The 18,109-nt window shown below is 52.8% G+C and carries 21 protein-coding genes; 7 read left to right on the top strand and 14 right to left on the bottom strand.

Features of this window, described 5'->3' with window-relative positions; genetic code table 11:
- Positions 1–156: 156 nt before the first annotated feature.
- From F3J37_RS20885 to F3J37_RS20855, 7 genes are all read right to left on the bottom strand, one after another.
- The gene (locus F3J37_RS20885) at positions 157–801 is read right to left on the bottom strand and encodes an oligosaccharide flippase family protein (protein ID WP_166935465.1); all 645 of its coding nucleotides are present in this window, start codon (positions 799–801) and stop codon (positions 157–159) included.
- Positions 802–875: 74 nt separating this feature from the next.
- Complete coding sequence (locus tag F3J37_RS20880) at positions 876–1,142, bottom strand: hypothetical protein (protein ID WP_034823852.1); 267 nt, start codon at positions 1,140–1,142, stop codon at positions 876–878.
- 436 nt (positions 1,143–1,578) lie between these two features.
- Positions 1,579–1,974, bottom strand: a complete 396-nt coding sequence (locus tag F3J37_RS20875) for a polyketide cyclase (protein WP_097119647.1) — start codon at positions 1,972–1,974, stop codon at positions 1,579–1,581.
- Positions 1,975–2,192: 218 nt separating this feature from the next.
- The gene (locus F3J37_RS20870) at positions 2,193–3,335 is read right to left on the bottom strand and encodes an alanine racemase (protein WP_370662136.1); all 1,143 of its coding nucleotides are present in this window, start codon (positions 3,333–3,335) and stop codon (positions 2,193–2,195) included.
- A 72-nt stretch (positions 3,336–3,407) separates the two neighbouring features.
- Positions 3,408–4,862, bottom strand: a complete 1,455-nt coding sequence (locus tag F3J37_RS20865) for an efflux transporter outer membrane subunit (protein WP_166935461.1) — start codon at positions 4,860–4,862, stop codon at positions 3,408–3,410.
- A gap of 139 nt (positions 4,863–5,001) precedes the next feature.
- Positions 5,002–5,925: a kdo(2)-lipid IV(A) palmitoleoyltransferase gene (lpxP, locus tag F3J37_RS20860; RefSeq protein ID WP_166935459.1), complete on the bottom strand. Its 924-nt coding sequence runs from the start codon at positions 5,923–5,925 to the stop codon at positions 5,002–5,004.
- 425 nt (positions 5,926–6,350) lie between these two features.
- Positions 6,351–7,214 carry a YicC/YloC family endoribonuclease gene (locus F3J37_RS20855; protein WP_166935457.1) on the bottom strand — a complete coding sequence of 288 codons (864 nt, stop codon included), beginning with the start codon at positions 7,212–7,214 and terminating at the stop codon, positions 6,351–6,353.
- A 174-nt stretch (positions 7,215–7,388) separates the two neighbouring features.
- Between F3J37_RS20855 and F3J37_RS20850 the strand changes: the two genes are divergently transcribed.
- A complete protein-coding gene (locus F3J37_RS20850; RefSeq protein WP_038649786.1) occupies positions 7,389–7,832 on the top strand; it encodes a DUF3574 domain-containing protein in 444 nt (147 codons plus the stop codon).
- A gap of 67 nt (positions 7,833–7,899) precedes the next feature.
- Here the strand turns inward: F3J37_RS20850 and F3J37_RS20845 are convergent, their stop codons facing one another.
- Positions 7,900–9,084 (bottom strand): NupC/NupG family nucleoside CNT transporter, encoded by a 1,185-nt coding sequence (locus F3J37_RS20845; RefSeq protein WP_166935455.1) that lies wholly within the window; start codon positions 9,082–9,084, stop codon positions 7,900–7,902.
- A gap of 146 nt (positions 9,085–9,230) precedes the next feature.
- Here F3J37_RS20845 and rph point away from each other — a divergent pair, with 146 nt between their 5' ends.
- Both rph and pyrE read left to right on the top strand, forming a co-directional pair.
- Entirely contained in the window at positions 9,231–9,947 is a 717-nt protein-coding gene (gene rph / locus F3J37_RS20840; protein WP_034823841.1) for a ribonuclease PH, read from the top strand.
- A 49-nt stretch (positions 9,948–9,996) separates the two neighbouring features.
- The gene (gene pyrE, locus F3J37_RS20835) at positions 9,997–10,638 is read left to right on the top strand and encodes an orotate phosphoribosyltransferase (protein ID WP_034823839.1); all 642 of its coding nucleotides are present in this window, start codon (positions 9,997–9,999) and stop codon (positions 10,636–10,638) included.
- 95 nt (positions 10,639–10,733) lie between these two features.
- Here pyrE and slmA read toward each other — a convergent pair whose 3' ends face one another.
- The 3 genes from slmA to coaBC form a co-directional block, all read right to left on the bottom strand.
- Positions 10,734–11,330 (bottom strand): nucleoid occlusion factor SlmA, encoded by a 597-nt coding sequence (gene slmA / locus F3J37_RS20830; RefSeq protein WP_097119650.1) that lies wholly within the window; start codon positions 11,328–11,330, stop codon positions 10,734–10,736.
- 115 nt (positions 11,331–11,445) lie between these two features.
- Positions 11,446–11,904: a dUTP diphosphatase gene (gene dut / locus F3J37_RS20825; RefSeq protein WP_034823835.1), complete on the bottom strand. Its 459-nt coding sequence runs from the start codon at positions 11,902–11,904 to the stop codon at positions 11,446–11,448.
- The gene (gene coaBC / locus F3J37_RS20820) at positions 11,882–13,102 is read right to left on the bottom strand and encodes a bifunctional phosphopantothenoylcysteine decarboxylase/phosphopantothenate--cysteine ligase CoaBC (protein WP_166935453.1); all 1,221 of its coding nucleotides are present in this window, start codon (positions 13,100–13,102) and stop codon (positions 11,882–11,884) included. The genes dut and coaBC overlap by 23 nt, the downstream gene beginning before the upstream one ends.
- 189 nt (positions 13,103–13,291) lie before the next feature.
- On the opposite strand from coaBC, the gene radC reads away from it, so the two are divergent.
- From radC to mutM, 4 genes are all read left to right on the top strand, one after another.
- Complete coding sequence (gene radC / locus F3J37_RS20815; protein ID WP_160834194.1) at positions 13,292–13,948, top strand: RadC family protein; 657 nt, start codon at positions 13,292–13,294, stop codon at positions 13,946–13,948.
- Positions 13,949–14,191: 243 nt separating this feature from the next.
- Entirely contained in the window at positions 14,192–14,428 is a 237-nt protein-coding gene (gene rpmB, locus F3J37_RS20810) for a 50S ribosomal protein L28 (protein ID WP_007885297.1), read from the top strand.
- Positions 14,429–14,446: 18 nt separating this feature from the next.
- Entirely contained in the window at positions 14,447–14,614 is a 168-nt protein-coding gene (rpmG, locus tag F3J37_RS20805; protein ID WP_001051798.1) for a 50S ribosomal protein L33, read from the top strand.
- 70 nt (positions 14,615–14,684) lie between these two features.
- Positions 14,685–15,494, top strand: coding sequence for a bifunctional DNA-formamidopyrimidine glycosylase/DNA-(apurinic or apyrimidinic site) lyase (gene mutM, locus F3J37_RS20800; protein WP_034823825.1), 810 nt, complete (start codon positions 14,685–14,687; stop codon positions 15,492–15,494).
- On the opposite strand, the gene coaD is transcribed toward mutM, so the two are convergent.
- Genes coaD through waaA form a run of 3 tightly spaced genes read right to left on the bottom strand, consistent with a single transcriptional unit; the run spans position 15,495 to position 18,031 of the window.
- The gene (gene coaD / locus F3J37_RS20795) at positions 15,495–15,980 is read right to left on the bottom strand and encodes a pantetheine-phosphate adenylyltransferase (protein ID WP_097119655.1); all 486 of its coding nucleotides are present in this window, start codon (positions 15,978–15,980) and stop codon (positions 15,495–15,497) included.
- Positions 15,977–16,753, bottom strand: coding sequence for a glycosyltransferase family 2 protein (locus F3J37_RS20790; RefSeq protein WP_166935451.1), 777 nt, complete (start codon positions 16,751–16,753; stop codon positions 15,977–15,979). The genes coaD and F3J37_RS20790 overlap by 4 nt, the downstream gene beginning before the upstream one ends.
- Before the next feature lie 3 nt (positions 16,754–16,756).
- A complete protein-coding gene (gene waaA, locus F3J37_RS20785; protein ID WP_166935450.1) occupies positions 16,757–18,031 on the bottom strand; it encodes a lipid IV(A) 3-deoxy-D-manno-octulosonic acid transferase in 1,275 nt (424 codons plus the stop codon).
- Positions 18,032–18,109 lie beyond the last annotated feature (78 nt).

The following is an 18,109-nucleotide window of genomic DNA, read 5'->3' as shown; positions in this document are numbered from 1 at the left end:
GTGATGTGATCCGTGTGATCGTGCAGGTCCGAGGGGTAAGAGGACGGGTGAAGAAGAGATGTTAAACGTATCAAAAAAAGAAAAAAGCGTGCTGGCGACCAGCACGCGAACGCATCTTCTCAGATGCCCAGAGCCCACCATACAGACTTGTTTTTATTATCCGTTTCTTGCTCGCACGTTAGCGAAACTTTTCAGGCTAAAACGGTATTCTGGCTGGAACCAGGAACGACCGTAGTAGCAGTAGACCAGCATTCTGATGGATACCATGGCCAGGTAGCCCCATATAGCGCACAACACTGAAGGGGTCAGCCATACGGTAAACAGCGTGACACCCAGACCAACCAGCACCGATGAGGTTTCTGTGAAGGCGATACGCGAGAATTGTTTCTCACGCTGTAATATGGCGCGATAATGTTGCCCTTGTGGAATAATGATGAAAATCACCGAAATCATTTCCAGCATAATCGCCATTTCCGGTTGGTTCATGATTCGGCTATATAAATCACTACCAATAAACAGCACGGCGAATATTATCATGCCACTTAATACATTTCCCCAGTAGAGAATGGAAAGTTCGCTGTTATTAAGGTTTATATTTCTGATAACTGAATTTCCAAATCCACGATCGGCAAGCGTATCAATAATCAATAACATCACAATGGCAATCGCAAGTAAATCTAACTCGTTTGCCTGAAGTATTTGTGCCAGAAGTGAAAGTTGTAAAACACCAATGCCGACGATTTTTATGGATGACAAAATTGACCATTTGGCGCTGGCCAAACTTTTTTCTCTTATCGCCATGTTCTGCTCGTTATGGTACATGTACCAATGCAATTAAGGGTTCACCCGGGCGCCTGCCCAGAGTACAGATTACATCAATGCAGCGTGTCCTGGCGCAGCCCTGAAATGCCTTTCAGAGTTTGCCACGTAAAGATGCATTCAATTAAATGATGTTCTGAATTTAAAGAGATGCCCCTGGCGCGTAAATATTTCATTGTCTCAGCGGTATCTCCTCCTGTTCGGAGGAAATCCGCAAGATCATTATAAAATCCCTTTGAATTATTATATTCCCCGGCCAGTATCCTACTGGCAATCTCAACAAATTCTTTTTCAGACAACAAAGGATAGGTTGAGCGATCCATGTTATTTCCCTGCTGTTGTTATTATCGGGTATTGCTGTGTGTGAATGAGTTATACCGTGTTTTAATTAAATTAACACCATAAGAAAACTCCTATAAATGAACTTCAGAAATAAATGGTTTCAGACTTTGCATCAGAATAGATAAGGGGACGGATGAGCGATTAATAAGTCCTGTTAGACATTTTGATCGGCGATTAAACAAGTCATTTGAATAAGTAAGAAAAAACACCGATAAATCAGAGGGGCTAAGACTTAGGGGGCGTGCTCTCACCAGGAATTTTCCTGGTGAGAAGACTTTAGCCAGACTGGTGATTAGCACGAAAAGCAACAGGTATTATCGTTAAACAGTTAAACGCTATTACGTAGAAAAAGATGACTTTTTTATTGATTGCTTCCAGCGAAAGTTAATGCAGTACGATTTTTATAATGCATTGATTCTAATGAGTTAACAGGTGGAGAAGTTGATCCAGGTCGCGTTTTACCCAGTCAACGTCCTGAGCAAATTTTTCATCAGACATAAGGGGTTGGCGATAAACCACCATCACCACTTCGGCTCCCTTTTCGTTAGCAATCACGCGCATCGGCATATAAATCTCCTTACCGCTGCCGGTATCGATCCAATGATCCATGACGCCAAAGGGGTTGTGTGGCGTGAAGCGGATTTTCACTGAACCTTCAGGTCCTTTGGCTTTCCAGTAGTTACCCTCTTGCGTGAGCGTACTGGCACTTAGCCCACTGGCCCATTTGGCAAAGCATTCAGGTTTCCAGATGGTTTCATATAAATCTAACCAGTTGCGGGGAATGGTCAGCGTGACTGTCTGAGATGGCAGCATGGAACCTCCGTTAGGCGAATGAAAGGCAGGGAATCCGTAAGGGTGGCTTCTGGAGATGAATGATGACCGCCACAGTAAAATGGCGGTCTTAAGGCCGTACCCTACAGAATGATGAGACTGCCTACAGCAAAGAGTACCTTAACTGAAGGGGATTCCGCTGCAAATGGCAGGATAGTGGAAGTGTGCTGCAACAGAGGTTTCCAGTAAAAATCCTGCTATCAGATAAACTTGCCGCGTCCCTGAATATCCTTCGTCTCTGCTGTACCGTCCTGATGGCGTAAAACGAAGCGGTCAGATTGAGCCACTACCGCGCAGCTGTGATTGGGGAAGATGCGTAGCAGAGCCCCAAGCGCCGGAGCATGATCTCCGTATTGCAGAAAGCCATGCTCTTCCGAAAGTTTCAGAATTTCGTATTGGTTGCCCTGCTCATCAACGGCGATACCGAAACCGCTGGCGTTAGTGCCGTGCGGACCCTTATCAGAGCTGAGCATCTTGGAGCCGGCATCAATAATCGCGAAATGCGGATTCACCGCCACTACACGCGTTACCACGCTGAGTGCCAGTGCATCGGGCGTGCACAGCCCCAGGCGCCAGGCGGTAAGATCCAGCAGCGCATAATTTCCCGGGCGAATTTCGTCGCTGCCTTCAGCCACCGGCGCGGCCAGTGCTGTAGGCGTGGAGCCCACGGAAATGGGGCAACGCGCAAAGCCTGCAGCGATCAATTGCTGCTGAACTTGACGCATCAAGATGATTTCCTGCTGTGCAACTTCAGCGATAGCCACGGCATGACCTGCGCCGTAAGCATGGCCGGCGTGTGAAATCAGCCCGGCAAAAGTTAACCCCGCTGCTTTAATCTGCTGCGCCAATGCCACGGCTTCACCGCTGTGTGGATCCACTCCCACGCGATGCAATCCCACATCGACTTTGATGGCAATGGACAACTCACTGGCAGGCTGCTGGCGATGCGCTTGAGCGATGGCTGTGACGCCGAGAGCACAGTCGGCAATAAAGATGACGCGCGCCTGATGTTGCACGGCAACAGCCAGTAGTTCAGTAAGCGTATCGGCGTGAACAACCGGATAAGCCAGCAACAAATCGCGCTCCCCACCGAGGATAAAGGCAACACCCTCACTAGGTTTTGACACGGTAATACCACGCGCACCTAACTGGCGTTGCTGTTCGGCAATCCAGACACTTTTATGCGTTTTGATATGTGGACGCAGCGTGACACCTGCGGCATCGGCTTTTTGCTGCATGTGTTGCAGATTGCGTTGCAGGCGCGTCGCATCAATTTCGAGGTAAGGCGTCAGTCGGTCAGCGATAAGAGGGCGTAACCAGCCGGCATTGGCATTCTGTTCCATCATGATAGTCCGCAGAGTATTCCAGGTGCGGACTATCATTCATCAATGTGCGGCAGAATGCCAGCCGTCAGCTTATCCCTTCACTGAAGGGCCAGTGTTCTGGAATCCGCCCCCTAGGTCTTCAATCAGTACCACCGCCAGATTGATCTGCTGCGCTTGTAACGCCACCAGTTTCTGATCGGACTCGATGAGTTGGTTCTGAATGGTTAGCACATCAAGGTATGGACGCAATCCTGCGGTATATTCACGGTTTAAATCATCCCAGGCGCTATGAATGAGTTGATTCGCGCTCTGCTGCTGCGCCAGCTGATCCTGAATTGATTGCAGCTGCGTAATGGTATCGCTGATATTCCCCAGGGAATCAATCAGCAGCTTGTTGTACTGCGCGACAGCCAGATCATAGTTAGCGTCACTTTCCGCTAAATCGGCGCGGCGCTTGCCGGCATCGAAGATCGGCAGAGACAGGCTTGGACCCACGTTAAAGAATCGGCTGGGTGCACCGAAAAATGCATCGCCGAGCAGTGAACGCGTACCGGCTTCCGCCACCAGGTTGATGTTAGGATAGAACTCGGTTTTCGTTGCGGCAATTTGTTTTGATGCTGCTTCTACGCGCCAGCGTGCTGCCACCACATCCGGGCGACGACCCAGTAGCTCCGCTGGAATATTACCCGGCAGCGTGGCGGCAATGGGGACACTCATTTTCGCTGGTTTCAGTTGGTGCCAGTAATCGGGCCCTTTGCCGATCAACGTGGAGAGTTGAATGCCGGCATCGGTGACATTCTGTCTGGCTTCAGTCAGAGTCGCTTCAGCGGTTTTTTGCTGCGATAGCGCCTGCTTGTATTGATAGTCGGACGTCAAACCGGCGCTGACATACTGCTGCTGAATTTTGGCGATGCCACTGGAACGGTCGGCATTCTGTTTTGCCAGTTCAGCGTTCGACCAGGCCAGGTTGAGGTTATTCCAGGCGCGCGTCACGTTGACGGCGAGCGTTAACTGGCTGGCCCGGCGATCCAACTCACTGGCGCGCGCCTGACCTAGCGCGGCTTCTGCTGCATCTTTCTTACCGCCCCACAGATCAAAGGTGTAGCTCATACCGATATTGGCCGTGCGCAGCGTGCTGTAGCTTTTACCTTGCAGAAGCGGGTCGTCGACTTTTGCCACACGGGAACGCGTGATCCCGGCATTGAGATCCACATCGGGATAGCGCTCAGCCTCGGCGGCAATGACCTGAGCATTGGCTTTGTCTGCCTGCGCGTTCACCACCTGCAAATCCGGGCTTGAAGTCATAGCATCGGCAATGAGCCGATTCAGTTGCGGATCGTTAAATCCGTGCCACCATTCGGTTTTTGGCCAGTTTGCTGCACTGAAATGCGCGCCGCTAAGGGATGCTTTGGCTTGCAGTGAGTTGGCATCAAGCAGTGAGTTATGAGGATGTAAGCCGTGCGGATTGGCACAACCGGTCAGCAGAGCGCTGGACACAGCAAGCGCCAGCAGCGCGCGTGGTTTGGTGGTAAGTAGCAGGTTCATGTTTTTGGTCAGAATAGAAGAGAGCAGACCATTACATGAGTCTGTGCAATCTTTGACAAACCTGTTTTTCGTTAAGAATGGTTGGTAAATGTGAGCAGTGCAGAAGGGGCAGCAGGCGAAGGCCTGCTGCATCAACAGATTAGACGTAAAGTGACGCTTCACCCGGTGGGCGAGTTTTAAAGCGGCGGTGCAGCCATAAGTACTGCTCAGGTGCGCGCAGGATCTCTTTCTCGATCACTTTATTCATGTAAGCCGCGGCAGCCGCTTCATCTTCATACGGATAGTTTTGCAACTCCGGTTGAATGATGAGCTGATAACCGCTCTTATCGCTGTTGCGGATCAGCACTATCGTTAGCATGGCCGGTTTAGCCAGACGCGATAATACGAAGGTGCCATTGGTGGTAGCCGCTTTTTCGACAGCAAACAGCGGAGCGAACACGCTGCCTTTCGGGCCGTAATCCTGATCTGGCGCGAACCAGACGGCTTCGCCCTGTTTCAATGCCTGCACCATACCGCGCAGATCGCGACGATCAATCATCGCCTTATTCGATCGCATACGACCTTTTGTCTGCGCCCACTCCATTGCCTGATTATTGTGAGGGCGATACATCGCCATCATTGGCTGGCACAGTCCGGTAATGCGGCCACCCAGCTCAAGCGACATGAAATGCACACCAATCGCCATCACGCCGCGATGGTTTTGCTGCGCATTTTGCAGGTTGTGCAGGCCTTCAACCTGGAAATAACGGCGGACGCGCGCATCCGACCAGAACCAGGCAATACCGGTTTCTGCCAGCGCCATACCAAGGGATTCAAAGTTACCGGCGATCAATACCTCTTGATCTTCCTCATTGATATGCGGGAAGCAGAGTTCAATATTGCGGCGGGTAATGCGCTCACGACGCTTCAGAAAGTGACGCGACAGCTTGCCGGCAGAGGCGCCAAGCCGAATTAAAATAGGATAGGGAAGCTGCACCAGCAGCCACAGCACACCCAGCCCAAACCAGGTAAACCAGTAGCGGGGATGCAAAAGTTTAGAATTGAACTGCCCGTTTTTCTTCATAACGCCTTCAGGGAAAGAGTGGGTGTATCGCACAAAGAAGGGTGTCCATGAATTCCTGGCGGTACGGCTGTGTTAATTACGACCAGTAGATTAGCAAATAGTGCCCTCAAAGAAACGTAATCTCTGCAATCTTTAGGATTGAGAGGTTTCATTGAGGAAGCGTATTTTCAACGGAAGATTCATGGAATGAAAATAAATAATTGATGATAAACAACAACATAATTTCTTACTGTGATAGTCCATAAGGTTGATTCACAGTCATGTTTGGTCAGCCATTGACATGCATCATCATCAAAGCTTTCACAATCTTTACATTGCAAAGTCTGCAAATTGGTCTACAGGATAAACGAAACGTACTGGGCATGCTGAGCGGGCAAAAAAAGCCCGGATCACCGGGCTTTTTTTAACACCAGCCGAATGAGGTGTTATTCGATGTTCTGAATCTGCTCGCGCATCTGCTCAATCAACACCTTCAGCTCGATAGCTGACGCCGTGATATCGGCATTGATCGACTTAGAGGCTAGCGTGTTCGACTCACGATTGAACTCTTGCATCATAAAGTCGAGACGGCGGCCAACCGCTTCTTTCTTCTTCAGGATGTTGTAGGTCTCTTTGACGTGCGCATCCAGACGATCCAGCTCTTCCGCCACATCAATGCGCTGCGCCATCATGACGAGTTCTTGCTCAAGGCGCGTATTTTCCAGCTGTACTTCCGCTTCTTCCAGTTTGCTGACCAGACGTTCACGCTGCCACTTCACCACTTCCGGCATCTGCGCACGCACTTTGCTGACTTCCTGCGACACGCCTTCTAAACGCTGCTCAATCAAGGTCTTGAGCGCAGTGCCTTCGCTTTCACGAGCAATGATGAAGTCATCCAGTGCGCCGTCGAGTGCGGTCAGCAGTTCGGTATTGATAGCATCCAGATCCTGTTCCTGAGCTGACATCACGCCAGGCCAGCGCAGAATATCCAGCGGATTAATTGCGCCTTCGTCGGTTTGCATCTTCACCCAGTTGGCGGAGCGCACCAGCTGTTTCGCCAACGCCTCATTCAGTTGCAGCTCACCTTGCGCACTGGGGTCGGCATCAAAGCGCAGGTTGCACTCGATTTTACCGCGCGTCAGGCGATTACGGATACGCTCGCGAATCACCGGCTCCAGGCTACGAAATTGTTCCGGCAGACGGATGTAGGTTTCCAGATAGCGTTGGTTTACCGAACGGATTTCCCAGGCTGCGCTGCCCCAGTGGCCTTTTGCTTCGCGGCGGGCGTAAGCGGTCATGCTGCGGATCATAAGCTTGTACTCATTTTCAGGAATGTTCATCGCATTATAGTGATGGCAGCCAAACCATGATAGGCATAAGCGCAATGAGCTCACGCCGCGCGCAACTTTCGGTGAAAAGGATGACGTATCCACCTTTCACACCCTATGATGTCCTGTGTGATACCTAAACAGTCTGAGGCTATGATGCTGAATAAATTGGCGATGCCGTTGGCGTTCGTCTTCTTTCTGGCCGGATGCCAGACAACCGCTGCACCTCCTGAACAGATCCCACCGAATACCGCTCCTGTTGCTGTGTGCGGCTCAGGGGACATCATGATGCAAACCACTCTTTGGTTCGGGATGAACAAGCCGAAAGGCGGCGTCATCAGCAGCAGCGAATGGCAGCAATTTGTTGATAATGATGTCACGCCACGATTCAAAGATGGGCTTTCAGTGTATGACGGTAAAGGTCAGTGGCTGGGAGAGGGTGGAAAGCTGGCGCGTGAAAACAGCAAAGCGTTAATGCTGATACATCAGCCGGATCGTGCAAGTTCTGACAGCATCAATGCGCTGCGCGACATTTATAAAAAGCGCTTCGATCAGGAGTCGGTGATGCGTGTCGATTCGCTGGTGTGTGTCGCGTTCTAAAGCAGAACAGGGCCGCTTTGATGGGCGCGGCCCTGTCAAGAGCGGCCAGCTGGCCGCTCCGCTGTGATTAAATGAACAATCCTGCAAACGCGGCTGACAGCAGGCTCACTAGCGTGGAACCATAAACCAGCTTCCAGCCAAAGCGCGATACCACATTGCCCTGGCGCTCATTCAGTCCTTTAATCGCTCCCGCCACGATGCCAATTGAGGCAAAGTTAGCAAACGACACTAAAAACACGGACAGAATGCCGAGACCGCGCGGTGACATTCCCGCAGCGACTTTCTTCAGCTCAATCATGGCCACGAATTCATTGGCTACCAGTTTGGTCGCCATGATGCTTGCCGCTTGCAGGGCATCGGCAGATGGAATGCCAATCAACCACGCAAACGGATAGAAGACATAGCCAAGCAGTTGCTGGAAGCTGTAGCCAAATACCGCGGTAAACAGAGCGTTAATGGCGGCGATCAGGGCGATAAATCCAATCAGCATCGCCAGAATAATCATCGCCACTTTAAAACCTGCCAGGATGTATTCGCCCAGCATCTCAAAGAAGCTCTGGTCTTCGTGCAGCTTATCCAGTGCAATGCGTTCTTCATTTTCCGGGCGTGTCGGGTTGATGATCGACAGGATAATGAAGGTACTGAACATATTCAGCAGCAGCGCGGCAACCACATATTTCGCATCAATCATCGACATGTAAGCACCGACAATCGATAGCGACACCGTCGACATCGCAGTTGCGGCCATGGTGTACATGCGCGGTGCGGAGATATCGCCGAGGATACCTTTATAGGCGATGAAGTTCTCCGATTGACCCAGAATCAGCGTACTCACGGCATTGAATGATTCAAGTTTGCCCATCCCGTTCACCTTCGACAGCAGGGTACCGACCAGACGAATCAACAACGGCAGAATACGCCAGTGCTGCAAGATGCCGATCAGGGCGGAAATGAACACAATCGGACAGAGCACGCCGAGGAAAATAAACGCCAGTCCCTGTTTCGCCATATTGCCGAACACAAAATCGGTACCTTGCGCAGCAAAGGTCAATAAGGTTTCGAAGAAGCCGCCGACAGCGGTCACCACAGACTGGCCGCCCGCAGAATGCAGGAAGAACCAACCTAGTGCCGCTTCAACCACCAGCAATTGAATAATAAAACGTAGGCGAATCAGTTTGCGGTCATGACTGACCAATAGCGCAAGGGCGAAGATCACCACCAGCGCCAGCAGGAAATGGAGTATTGCTGTCATCATTTGTCTTTTTATGAGAGGAAAGGGCGCATTTAGCCACAGCTGAGGCGAAATTTCATCCGGGAAAAGTGCCGCATGTAGGCAGGACAGCCGCGCACGAAGTCCGTATAATGCGCAGCCAAACCTAAGTAAGCCGGAGAGAAACCATGCGTCCAGCAGGCCGTAACGCATCTGAAGTGCGTCCCGTCACCCTCACTCGTCACTACACCAAACATGCAGAAGGATCCGTGCTGGTTGAGTTCGGTGAAACCAAAGTGCTGTGCACCGCCACCGTTGAAGAGGGTGTGCCACGTTTCCTCAAAGGCAAAGGTCAGGGCTGGGTCACTGCGGAATACGGCATGTTGCCGCGTTCCACCCACAGCCGTATGGCGCGCGAAGCGGCCAAAGGTAAGCAAGGTGGCCGTACGCTGGAGATTCAACGTCTGATTGCTCGCTCGCTGCGTGCCGCAGTGGATTTGGATGCGTTGGGCGAGTTCACCATCACACTGGACTGCGACGTGATTCAGGCCGACGGTGGCACGCGTACTGCATCGATTACCGGTGCATGCGTCGCGTTAGCCGATGCGTTGAATGCGCTGGTTGCGGCGGGCAAGTTAAAAGCCAGCCCGTTGAAAGGCATGGTGGCGGCGATTTCGGTCGGTATCGTTGGCGGTGAAGCGCTGTGCGATCTGGAGTACGTGGAAGATTCTGCGGCTGAAACCGATATGAACGTCGTCATGACTGAAGATGGCCGCATGATTGAAGTGCAGGGCACCGCCGAAGGCGAGCCGTTCAGCCATGAGGAATTACTGCAGCTGCTGGCGCTGGCGCGAGGCGGCATTGAGCAGTTGATTCAGGCGCAAAAAGCAGCGCTAACAAATTGATATAACAGGCGACCAGAGAGTCGCCTTTTCTTTATTTGAGGAGTGAGAAATGAAAGCCTGGCAGCGTCAGTTTATTGAATTCGCCCTAAACAAAGGGGTGCTGAAGTTTGGTGAGTTCACCCTGAAATCGGGTCGTAAAAGCCCATACTTCTTTAATGCCGGTTTATTCAATACCGGCCGTGACTTAGCGCTGCTGGGACGTTTCTATGCGCAGGCGCTGGTGGATGGCGGCGTTGATTTTGATCTGCTGTTTGGCCCGGCCTACAAAGGGATTCCGATTGCCACCACTACGGCCGTCGCACTGGCCGATCATCATGATCGCGATGTGCCTTACTGCTTCAATCGTAAAGAAGCCAAAGACCACGGTGAAGGCGGCTTGCTGGTCGGTAGCCCGCTGCAGGGCAAAGTGATGCTGGTGGATGATGTGATCACCGCGGGTACCGCTATTCGTGAATCGATGGACATCATCAGCGCGCACAATGCCACATTGGCGGGCGTCATGATTTCGCTGGATCGCCAGGAGCGCGGCCGTGGTGATATCTCCGCCATTCAGGAAGTGGAACGTGACTATCAGTGCAAGGTCACGGCGATCATTACGCTCGCGGAACTGATTGATTATCTGGAAGAGAAGCCGGAAATGGCAGACCATCTGGCGAAAGTGCGGGCGTATCGTAAAGAGTACGGTATTTAACACCGCGGCTTTATCACGGCCGCCATCGCTGGCGACCGGATGATGAACCAAGGTATTTTATCGCGCGCCCAATCATGGGCGCGCCTGATGAATCGCTACACTAACTGTGCCGCAATCAGTGGCCAGCGGCTGTCAAAATCAGTGGTTGGGCGATAGCGGAATTCAGATCGCACATAGCGGGAAAGCAATCCTTCACAGAACGCCAGTAATTGGCTCGCCAGCAGTGTTTCATCGGTCTGGAAACCTTCACCATCACGCATTTTCTTCTCGCGCATCACCTGACGCAGTTGCACCTCGATGCGTTCGAACAACTGGTTGATGCGCCCTTGCAGACGATCCTGTTCAAACATCAGCGCATGGCCGGTCAAAATGCGCGTCAGCCCCGGATTACGCTCACCAAATCCCAGAATCAGCTGCACGATTAAACGCAGTCGCGCGAGTGTTTCTTTCTCATCTTTCAGGATTAGATTGATGCGGGTAATCAGACTGTCTTCAATAAACTCGATCAGGCTGTCGAACATACGCGTTTTGCTCGGGAAGTGGCGGTAGAGTGCCGCTTCCGAAACGCCTACATTGGCTGCCAGCTTGGCGGTGGTGATTCGCTGACTGCCATCGCCCGACTCCAGCATTTGCGCTAGCGCCTGCAAAATCTCTTCGCGACGATTCCGTTTCGCGGCTTTTTTTTCTGCCATGACCTTCAAGACCCCTGAAATTCACCAAAAACAGGCAATACTGCCTCGTCAGCCACAAGCAGTTTGGCCCGTAGCGACGAGAGATAAAAAGATGGCTTGCGAAAAGTGTCGCGTGTTACTGACGACCAGAGTGGCCAAAACCGCCGGCGCCGCGATCGCTGGTGTCAAAATCTTCCACCAGGTTGAATTCGGCTTGTACCACCGGAACAAAGACCAGTTGTGCCAAACGGTCGCCAGGCTGCAGCGTAAAGCTATCCTGACCACGGTTCCAGACGGAGACCATCAGTTGGCCCTGATAATCGGAGTCGATTAAGCCCACCAGGTTGCCCAGCACGATTCCATGCTTATGGCCCAGACCTGAGCGGGGCAAAATCACAGCGGCCAGCGCAGGGTCAGCAATGTGAATCGCCAGACCAGTTGGCACCAGCGTGGTCATGCCTGGCGAGATCTCCAGTGCACCATCAAGGCAAGCACGCAGATCGAGACCCGCAGAACCCGAGGTGGCATAAGTTGGCAGTGGGAATTCGTTACCCACGCGCGCATCCAGAATTTTAACGTCGATTTTTTTCATCATAACGGCTGACAATCTCGTCTATTAATTGTTGGCCAAGGAGCGTCTTATCACTGAGCGGTAAGACTTTCTCTCCTTCCTGCCAAAAAAGGTGAAGAGCATTGGTGTCGCTATTGAATCCCTGTCCTGCCTGCGCCACATCGTTCGCGCAGATCAGGTCCAGATTTTTTCGCACCCGTTTTTGCCGCGCGTATTCTTCCACATTCTGGGTTTCGGCAGCAAATCCCACCACATAAGGGCGATGTTTCTGTAATGCCGCTACGCCTGCGACAATATCCGGGTTCTTCACCAACTGCAGCGTGACGTTATCATCGCCACCCTGTTTTTTGATTTTCTCTGCGGCAATGTTTGCCGCCCGGTAGTCTGCCACGGCAGCGCTGGCAATGAAAATATGTTGTTGGCTGATTTGCGCCATCACCGCCGCTTCCATTTCCAGTGCACTCCCCACATCAACGCGCGTGACGCCAGCGGGCGTAGGCAGTGTGACCGGGCCCGCCACCAGTGTCACCGTTGCGCCACGTTTTGCGGCGGCGGCGGCAATGGCGAATCCCATTTTACCGGAGCTGTGATTGCTAATGTAACGAACCGGGTCCAGCGCCTCACGGGTTGGGCCGGCGGTGATCATAATGTTGAGATGTTGCAGATCGTTGACGGGCGCGGCCCACCCCAGCGCATGAGCGACAATTGCCAGCGGATCAAGCATGCGGCCGGGGCCCACATCGCCGCAGGCCTGGCTGCCGCTGTCTGGCCCCCAAATCAGAACGCCTCGCTGATTTAGACGCTGAAGATTTTCCTGGGTAATCGGCGCGCGGTACATCTGTTGGTTCATGGCCGGCACGATCGCCAGAGGTGCTGCGCTGGCGAGGCAGGCGGTGGTCACCAAATCGTTAGCCATCCCTGCCGTGATGCGTGCAATCAAATCGGCGGTCGCGGGGGCCAGCACAATCAGATCAGCCCATTTCGCCAGCTCGATATGGCCCATAGCGGCTTCAGCGGCAGGGTCGAGTAAATCATCCAGCACCGGATATCCGGAAACGGCTTGTAAGCTGAGCGGAGTGATAAAGGCTTTCGCTGCATCAGTCATCATGACACGCACCTCTGCGCCACGATCGCGCAGACGACGAACCAACTCGGGAGTTTTATAAGCAGCAATACCGCCGCTGACGCCGAGCAGAATTTTTTTTCCGGCTAATCCCGTCATGTTCTTTGCCTCAACTCAAAACGGATTGCCGCTGTGATGCGGCAGATGCAGGCAACTTTATCACAAAATCCAGCGACCGCCTTTTCACGGCCTGCGCCCTTTGCGAGATGGCTCTGAAATCGCGACCGGCTTGCTGGTATGCCTCCTGGCAAATACGCACAATCGCCCTGACCCAGGAAGGAGAATGTCATGACGGAACTGGCCCCACGAGAAAAACTGGCCATCACAGGCGCAGAATCATTGAGCGATGCAGAACTGTTAGCGATTTTTTTGCGCACCGGCAGCCACGGTATTCCGGTGATGGCGCTGGCGCGACAAATGCTTAACGAGTTTGGCTCGCTATATCGCATCATGACCGCAAATGAAACAGAACTGAGCGTGATTAAAGGTGTAGGTACGGCCAAGATTACCCAGTTGCATGCAGTGGCTGAACTGGGGCGACGCTTTTTCGCCAGTCAGCTGGCGCGAGAAAATGTGATGGAGAATCCACAGGTGACAAGGCATTACTTGCAAAGCGTGCTGGCGCATCAGGAGCGAGAGGTTTTTATGGCGCTATTCCTGGATAATCAGCATCGGGTTTTGCAGGCGCAAAAGATGTTTACCGGCAGTATTGCCAGTGTCGAAGTGCATCCACGTGAAATTGTGCGCGAAGCGTTAAAACTCAACGCGGCCGCCGTGATTTTGGCGCATAATCATCCTTCCGGCATAGCCGAGCCCAGTCGCGCCGATCGTGATATTACCGGTAAAGTCGGGCAGGCTTGCGCGCTGCTGAATATTCGCTTACTTGATCATTTGGTGATCGGTCACGGCGAGTATACCTCCTTCGCTGAGCGCGGTTGGCTGTAAAATAACCATCCGATTGCCCAGAAATGATGCATTTTCGCGCGATCCATCGGGATCTTTATTTGTTCGGGACTTGAGCACTTGGGCTGAGCGGCGTATACTACGCCACCTTTGAGAATCTCGGGTTTGGCGTTTGGGCCAGCTTAGCGGGTTCACATGGAACTCGCTTGGGCGGGCTAAGGCCTGACGAGGCGGCCAAAACCTAGTTTTTAAAGCTCGAGCTGATTTGATTTTTGGAGAATAGAAATGTCACGAGTCTGCCAGGTAACTGGAAAGCGTCCGGTAACGGGTAACAACCGTTCCCACGCAATGAACGCGACGAAACGCCGTTTCCTGCCGAACCTGCACTCTCACCGTTTCTGGGTTGAGAGCGAAAAGCGCTTCGTTACTCTGCGTGTATCTGCTAAAGGTATGCGTGTTATTGATAAAAAGGGCATTGATACGGTTCTGACCGAAATCCGCGCCCGTGGTGAGAAGTACTAAGTACTAAGGAATTGAATCATGGCTAAAGGTATTCGTGAGAAGATCAAGCTGGTTTCCTCTGCTGGTACAGGTCACTTCTATACCACCACGAAGAACAAACGTACTAAACCAGAGAAACTGGAACTGAAAAAGTTCGATCCGGTTGTACGTCAGCACGTGATCTACAAAGAAGCCAAAATTAAGTAATTTTGGTGTTCTTGCGAAAAACCCGGCTTCGGCCGGGTTTTTTGTTTCTGCGATTTGTTGAGGAGATGACATGCCTGAATTACCAGAGGTAGAAACCAGCCGACGTGGTATTGAACCACATATGGTGGGCGCAACGATTTTGCATGCGATTGTGCGTAATTCACGCCTGCGCTGGCCGGTCTCGCACGAAATTCATGCGCTGAGCGACCAACCAGTGTTGAGCGTGCAACGGCGCGCAAAATACCTGCTGCTGGAATTACCCCACGGCTGGATCATCATTCACCTCGGCATGTCTGGCAGTTTACGCATGTTACCGGGTGAGCAACCCGCGGCTAAGCACGACCACGTCGATTTGGTGATGAGTAACGGCAAGGTGCTGCGTTACACCGACCCACGTCGCTTTGGTGCATGGCTGTGGGCCTCTGAGCTTGAAGGCAGCAGCGTACTGGCACATCTCGGTCCTGAACCGCTCAGCAGCGAATTCGATGGTGCTTATCTGTTTGAGAAGTCACGTGGAAAGCGCACGGTCATTAAACAGTGGCTGATGGATAACAAAGTGGTGGTAGGCGTTGGCAACATTTACGCCAGCGAATCACTGTTTACCGCCGGGATCTTACCCGATCGATCGGCGATGAGTTTGAGTCGTGATGAAGCGGAGTTGATGGTGGCGACAATCAAGGCCGTATTACTGCGTTCGATTGAGCAGGGCGGTACCACGCTACGTGATTTCCTGCAAACCGATGGAAAGCCTGGCTACTTTGCCCAGGAATTGCAGGTGTACGGTCGGGCGGGCGAACCCTGCCGAGCCTGCGGTACGCCAATCGTCAGCGGCAAACATGGCCAGCGCAGCACCTTCTGGTGCCCTCGCTGCCAGCATTAATCAGGGCTGCGCCAGTTTTGTCAGCAATGCCTGATGCACCACGGCAGGCAGAAATGCCTGCACATCACCTTTATGACGCGCCACTTCCTTCACCAGCGATGATGACACGAATGAGAATCCTTCGGACGGCATCAGAAACACGCTCTCCAGTGTAGGTAGCAAATGACGGTTCATCTGTGCCAGCTGCAGTTCATATTCGAAATCTGACACCGCACGCAGTCCTCGCACCAGCACATTGGCATTTTGCGCTTTGGCGAAGTTCGCCATCAAATCGCTAAAACCCAGCACCTCAACATTGGCTAAGTGCTGAGTTGCCTGCCGTGCCAAATCCACACGCTCATCGAGTGTAAACAGCGGCTTTTTGCTGGGGCTGGCGGCAATAGCAACCACGATGCGATCAAACATCTGCGCCGCGCGCGTCACAATATCCACATGGCCCAACGTGATGGGATCGAACGTGCCGGGATAAATCGCTTTGGTGCTCATACGCGACCTTGTGTTGAGGTGTGATGCAGCGCCCAGAGCGCTGAGTATTTGTTAAAGGTGTATTGCGCGTTGACGACGGCCAGAATCCAGCCCTGCTTGCCGTCGAGGAATCCGGCGCGCAGCAGCAACGTCTTAAGGAATGCGCCTAACGTGTGGCTGAAAATCGAGAAGATGCCACAACGCTTACCTCGCTGAAAACGTTCTTGCGCCCAGGCTTCGGCATAATTCATCTGTTTACGTTGGAAAGCAATCAAATCGCGGCAGGTGAGATGCTGGAGATCGCCTGGTAACGTCACCACCGGTGCGCCCTGAGTTTCCAGCGATTCGTGCACCAGATTGTCATTGTAATTGAGTACGCGAGGGTAGAGGCGCATCACGCGATCCGGATACCAGCCACTATGGCGCATAAAGCGGCCAAGGAACAAATTGCTGCGTCCCAGGCAATAAACAGTATCAGAGGGTGGTTGCTCCAGTACGTTTTCAATCGCGCGGCGTAACTCGGGCGTGACACGCTCATCAGCATCCAGCATCAGAATCATATCGCCGCTTGCATGGGCTTGTGCACGCTGGCGCTGCTTGCCGAAGCCCGCCCAGCCTTCAGCCTGATGCACCTGCGCGCCGTGCGCGCGGGCCACTGCCAGGGTGTTATCCTGGCTGCCTGAATCCAGCAGCACAATCTCATCTGCCCAGCTCACTGAGGCCAGCGCCTCCGGCAGCAATTCAGCTTCGTTTTTGGCGATCATCACCACGGAAAGACGTTGGCGTTGTGGCATGCGTTAATGAGCTCGTGGCGGCAAATGTGGTTCGAGTAACTGTAGCAGACGCTGCAATGCGCCCTGATTTTGATGCAGCACTTCGACTGCGTGGCGGCCGTAATAGCGGCGGTAATCATCATCCTGCAGCAGGTTGGCCACCTGTTTCTCCAGCGAAACCACGTCCGTGACGGTGATCAGGCCTTCTGCCTGCTGCAATTTGGCGCAGATATCTTTGAAGTTCCAGATATGCGGCCCCATCAGCACCGGAATGGCATGGGCAGCCGGTTCCAGCGGATTATGACCGCCGCGTTCTACCAAACTGCCACCAACAAAGGCGATATCGGCGATGCCGTACAGCAGCATTAATTCACCCATGGTGTCGCCAATCACGACCTGCGTTGCGCCAGACGGAATCTCACCGCTGCTACGCAGAGTGAAACTGAAACCGCGCTTTTGCGTCAGTTCACAGGCATCTTTGAAACGTTCAGGATGGCGTGGCACCAGAATCAGCATCAGATCGGGGAACTGTTGCAGCAGACGACGATGCGCATCGAGGATGATGGTCTCTTCGCCTTCGTGCGTGCTGGTCGCGATCCACACCGGGCGGCGCGATGCCCATTGACGGCGCAAGGTGACCGCACGGGCCGCCAATTCCGGCGTTACAGAGATATCAAATTTCAGGCTACCGGTGACGGCGAGATGCGTTCGTTTAAGGCCGAGGCTGAGGAATCGCTCAGCATCCTCGTTGTTCTGCGCTGCTATCAGCGTAATGCGCTGCAGCAAATCACGCATAAAGCCACCGAGTTTTTTATAGCCTTTGGCCGAACGCTCTGACAGACGGGCATTGGCAATGACCAGCGGAATTTGGCGCTGATGCAGAATACGGATGATGTTCGGCCACAACTCGGTCTCCATGATGATCACCAGACGAGGATCAACGGTATCGAGGAAACGGTTAATCGAACCGGGCAAATCATAGGGCAGATAGACATGATGCACATCTTTACCAAACGCGGACTGAGCGCGTTCGGAACCGGTTGGCGTCATGGTAGTCACGGTGATCGGCAGAGTAGGATAGCGATGGCGCAATGCGCGTACCAGCGGCACGGCGGCCAGTGTTTCACCCACAGAAACCGAATGCAGCACAATGCCGTGCGGTTCAACTTTTCCCACACAGTAGCCGTAGCGTTCCGACCAGCGTTTACGATAGGCCGGTGCTTTTCGACCGCGCAGCCACAGGCGCAGCCAGATCAGTGGCTGTATTAAATAGAGCAGGGCTGTGTATAGAGTTGTCATAGTTATCGTTACGACAGATTCGCGTCAAAAAACACATGAAAGGCGGCATGTTATCAGAAACTGACCGCCTGCTCATAC

The sequence above is a fragment of the Candidatus Pantoea communis genome (assembly GCF_011752685.1).
Classification (GTDB): Bacteria; Pseudomonadota; Gammaproteobacteria; order Enterobacterales; family Enterobacteriaceae; genus Pantoea; species Pantoea communis.
Note: the sequence above shows the minus strand (reverse complement) of the source record. Positions and strands in the feature narration are given on the sequence as shown.